Source organism: Albidovulum salinarum, assembly GCF_025673475.1.
In the GTDB taxonomy this organism is placed as follows: Bacteria; Pseudomonadota; Alphaproteobacteria; order Rhodobacterales; family Rhodobacteraceae; genus Albidovulum; species Albidovulum salinarum.
In genome coordinates this window covers 1-4,117 of record NZ_JAOVQO010000049.1, presented here as the reverse complement: position 1 = coordinate 4,117, position 4,117 = coordinate 1, and the positions used below count along the sequence as shown (strand labels likewise).

General features: G+C 69.3%; 4 protein-coding genes. 3 read left to right on the top strand and 1 reads right to left on the bottom strand.

Annotated features, from left to right (window positions below; all coding sequences use genetic code 11):
• Together OEZ60_RS21910 and OEZ60_RS21905 are read left to right on the top strand one after the other, a co-directional pair.
• Positions 1-145, top strand: a 145-nt coding sequence (locus OEZ60_RS21910; protein ID WP_263340953.1) for a 3-keto-5-aminohexanoate cleavage protein, incomplete at its 5' end; no start/stop codon positions are given.
• A gap of 93 nt (positions 146-238) precedes the next feature.
• Positions 239-1,663: a carnitine 3-dehydrogenase gene (locus OEZ60_RS21905; RefSeq protein WP_263340950.1), complete on the top strand. Its 1,425-nt coding sequence runs from the start codon at positions 239-241 to the stop codon at positions 1,661-1,663.
• A gap of 63 nt (positions 1,664-1,726) precedes the next feature.
• On the opposite strand, the gene OEZ60_RS21900 is transcribed toward OEZ60_RS21905, so the two are convergent.
• A complete protein-coding gene (locus OEZ60_RS21900; RefSeq protein ID WP_263340948.1) occupies positions 1,727-2,668 on the bottom strand; it encodes a LysR substrate-binding domain-containing protein in 942 nt (313 codons plus the stop codon).
• A gap of 116 nt (positions 2,669-2,784) precedes the next feature.
• Between OEZ60_RS21900 and OEZ60_RS21895 the strand changes: the two genes are divergently transcribed.
• A partial coding sequence (locus tag OEZ60_RS21895) for a CaiB/BaiF CoA transferase family protein (protein ID WP_263340946.1) occupies positions 2,785-4,117 on the top strand: 1,333 nt, incomplete at its 3' end.

The window sequence follows — 4,117 nt, the reverse complement described above, 5'->3', positions numbered from 1 at the left end:
GCTCGACAAGGGGGTGCTGGCGACCAACGCCCAGCTCGTCGAGCGCGCCGCGACCGTGGTGACGAACATGGGCGCGCGGGTGATCGGGCCCGAGGAGGTGCGGGCCAAGCTCGGGCTGACCAAGCGGTCGCCGAAGGCGCGCTGACGGGCGGACGGCCCGGCGGTTTCACTTGCCATACGTTATGCCGACGCTCTGCCGATCGCGGGCAGACCGGCCAGTTCGAAGGGAATACATCTGATGGCACGCAAGGCGAGCATCATCGGCGGGGGTGTGATCGGCGGCGGCTGGGCCGCCCGCTTCCTGCTCAACGGCTGGGACGTTTCGGTGTTCGACACCGATCCCGAAGCCGAACGCAAGATCGGCGAGGTCATCGCGAACGCCCGGCGCTCGCTGCCGGCGCTCTATGACAAGGCGCTGCCCGCCGAGGGGAGGTTGAGCTTCCACACCGACCTGGCCGAGGCTGTTTCGGGCGCGGACTGGGTGCAGGAAAGCGTGCCCGAACGGCTCGACCTCAAGCACAGGGTGCTCGGCGCGCTCTGCGAGGCGGCGCCGGCCACGGCGGTCATCGGCTCCTCGACCAGCGGCTTCAAACCCTCGGAACTGAACGAAAAAGGCGCCCGCGCCGTGGTCGCGCACCCGTTCAACCCGGTCTATCTCCTGCCCCTCGTCGAGCTGGTGGGCGCGGCGTCCGAGACCGACCGCGCGGCGGAGATCCTGCGCTCGATCGGCATGTTCCCCCTGATCGTCCGCAAGGAGATCGACGCCCATATCGCCGACCGCCTGCTCGAGGCCGTGTGGCGCGAGTCGCTCTGGCTGGTGAAGGACGGCGTCGCCACCACCGCCGAAATCGACGAGGCGATCCGCATGGGCTTCGGCCTCCGCTGGGCGCAGATGGGCCTTTTCGAGACCTACCGCATCGCCGGCGGCGAGGCGGGGATGAAGCACTTCATGGCCCAGTTCGGCCCCTGCCTGCAGTGGCCCTGGACCAAGCTCATGGACGTGCCGGAGTTCAACGACGACCTCGTCGACCTGATCGCCGGCCAGTCCGACGCCCAGTCCGGCCACCTCTCGATCCGCGAGCTGGAACGGCTCCGCGACGACAACCTCGTCGGCATGATGCGGGCCTTGCGCAAGTCCGGCAGCGGCGCGGGCGGCGTCCTCAAAGCGCACGAGGCGACCTTCGCCGAGCCGAAGGGCGCGACGCTTCCGGTCACCGTCGAGCGGCAGGTTCCGACGAGCTGGACCGACTACAACGGCCACATGAACGAGACCCATTACCTAGAGGCCGGCGCCCAAGCGACCGACCGGTTCATGGAAATCATCGGCGCCGATGCCGCCTATGTCGCGGCCGGGCGCAGCTATTTCACCGTCGAGAGCCATGTACGCTTCCTCGACGAGGTGAAGGCGGGCGAGCGGCTGCGCGTCACCACGCAGGTTCTCGGCGGGGAGGGCAAGAAGATGCACCTCTTCCACCGCCTCGAACGCGGCGACGGCGCGCTCGCGGCGACGGTCGAGACGCTGCTTCTGCACATGGACCTGACCGCAAGGCGCAGCAGCGAACCCGCGCCCGACATCGCCGCGAAGCTCGCCGAGTTCACCGCCGCCCATGCCGGGCTTCCCCGGCCGGAGGGCGCCGGCCGGCACGTCGGCCAGCGGGCGTAACCCGCGTCAGGCGGCAGCCGGTCACCCCGGCTTCCGCCACCCATCCCTCGGTCTCATGGACCTTTAGCCTTGCGACACCTGCTCCTGAAACCAGTCCACCAGCCGAGCGAGCGCCCCGTCGGGGTCGCGGATCGGCCGGTGTTGCAGGTAGTAGGCGGTCTCGCGATGCGCCACCGTCGGCCCCACCCGCACAACGCGGCCCTGGGCCAGAAGCTCGTCCGCGAGGCCACGCCATCCGAGCGCCACGCCCTCTCCGGCGAGCACCGCCTGCAGCAGGAACGGATAGGCGTCGAAGGTCGCGCCCTTGTCGAAGCGCGGCGGCTTCAGCCCGGTCCTTGCGAACCAGCCGTCCCAGGTCAGGAAACCCGAGCTGCCGACATCGAAATGCAGGAACCGGTCCGCGCGCAGGTCTTCTAGACACTTCGGATCGACGGCCGCCGCCGCGCCCGGATGACCCTGCAGCTCGCGCGCCGCAACGTCCGGGCTGCAGATCGGAAACACCTCCTCGGGGATGAGCGGCAGCGCCGGGCGGTCCGGCGCCTGTTCGACGTTCCAGACCACGGCGGCATCGACGCGGCCGAGGTCGATGTCGCCGAGCTGGTCGGTCGTGACCACCCGCACCCGCGCCCCTTTCATGGCAGCCCGCAACCCCGGAAACCGCGGCATGAGCCATTGTTCCGCGAGGCCGAAGGTGCAGGCCAGCACCACCTCGTCGCGCTCCGGCGGGGCGGAGATGTCGCGCCACACCCGGTCCACATGGCCGAAGCCGAGCGCAACGGCGTCGGCCAGACGGCGCGCGCTCGCGGTCGGGGTGAGCTTGTTGTTGTCGCGCTGAAAGAGCGACTGCCCCAGCCGGTCCTCCAGTGTCGCGATATGGCGCGACACTGCGGGCTGGCTCAGGTTTAGTTTGCGAGCTGCCATGGAGAAGTTGCTATACCGCACGGCGCACTCAAGCACCAAAAGTGCGTTCAGCGATCCGGCAACGTTTCGGGTCAGCGCGTCCATAACAAGACCTAGGCGTCTCGCCAGTGTTTTGTCCAGTGTCCAGCCTTCGATTCGCGCATTACCCCTTTCCGGCAGGCTCCGGCCTTCGCGAAACAACCGAGCATATGGGGAACCAGATGGCTGAACGCCCGCTCTCTCACATCCGCGTCCTCGATTTCGGCCAGTATCTGGCCGGCCCCCTCGTCGGCATGATGCTGGCCGACATGGGCGCCGAGGTGATCCGCATCGACCCGCCCGGCGGCCCGCGCTTCAAGTCGCCGGCGGCCGACATGCTGTCGCGCGGCAAGTCCTCGCTGGTCCTCGACCTCAAGTCCGCGGAGGGCCGGGCGACGGCGCTCGATCTTGCCGCGCGCGCCGACGTCGTGATCGAGAACTTCCGCCCCGGCGTGATGAAGCGGCTCGGCCTTGGCCCGGACGACCTGCGCGCCGTCAATCCCGGCATCGTCAGCCTCTCCATGCCGGGCTTCGCCTCGACCGACACCGACCTCGCCGGGCTTGCCGCCTGGGAGGCGGTGATCGCGGCGCGGACCGGGCAGTTCACCGACATGGGGCTCAACCGGCGACTCATGGGCATCAACCCGAGCTTCACGCCCTTGGCGCTCGCCTCGGCCTATGGCGCGGCCTTCGGGGCGATGTCGGTCCTCTTCGCGCTCGCCGCGCGCGGCCGGAACGGCGGCGACCATATCGAGGTGCCGCTGGCCTCGGCGCTTCTGGAAGGGCTGATCTACAACTGCGAGCAGATCGAGGCCTATCCCGACCGCTACAAGTCCCCGCGCGAGGTCGAGCTCGACCGCCGCGCGGCCGAGGGGCTGCCGATGAACCTGCCCTTCGCGGCGCTGTCGGAATTCCTCGATCCGTTCTACCGGACCTATCCTTGCGCCGACGGGCGCGGCTTCTACGTCGTCTCCTGCTCCATCGCCGGCCATCCGCAGCGTGCCTTGCGGGCACTCGGGCTGGGCGAATTGGCCGACGAACTGCCGGATTTCTCCGCCTATCTCGACCGGAAGGACTGGCCCGCCGACTGGAGCGTACGGAACTATCCGGTCGGTGCGGGCGATCGCGCCCGGGTGTCCTCGGCGATGAAGGCGGCTTTCCTCACCCGTCCTTCGCAGGAATGGGAAGCGATCTTCGGCGCCGCCAAGTCGCCCGCGACCGCGCAGCGGTTCACGAAGGAATGGCTTGCCGATCCCCATGCGCTCGCCTCGGGGCTGGTGCTGGAGGTGGACGATCCGCGCCACGGCAAGATGCGGCAGATGGGCAATGTCGCCTGGATCGCCGATGACGCGATGGCCGCGACCAAGCTGCCGGGGCCGGTGCTCGACGATGCGCGCGCGCGGCTCGACGCGATCCTCTCCGAACCCGTCCGCCCGGCGCCCGGGGCATCCGGCGCGGGCGGCTGGCTCGACGGGGTGAAGGTGCTCGACCTCACCAACGTGATCGCCGGGCCGA

Excerpts from the sequence above, each read along its gene's own strand:
- OEZ60_RS21900 (WP_263340948.1), bottom strand. The coding sequence starts at position 2,668 with ATGGACGCGCTGACCCGAAACGTTGCCGGATCGCTGAACGCACTTTTG.
- OEZ60_RS21905 (WP_263340950.1), top strand. The coding sequence starts at position 239 with ATGGCACGCAAGGCGAGCATCATCGGCGGGGGTGTGATCGGCGGCGGC.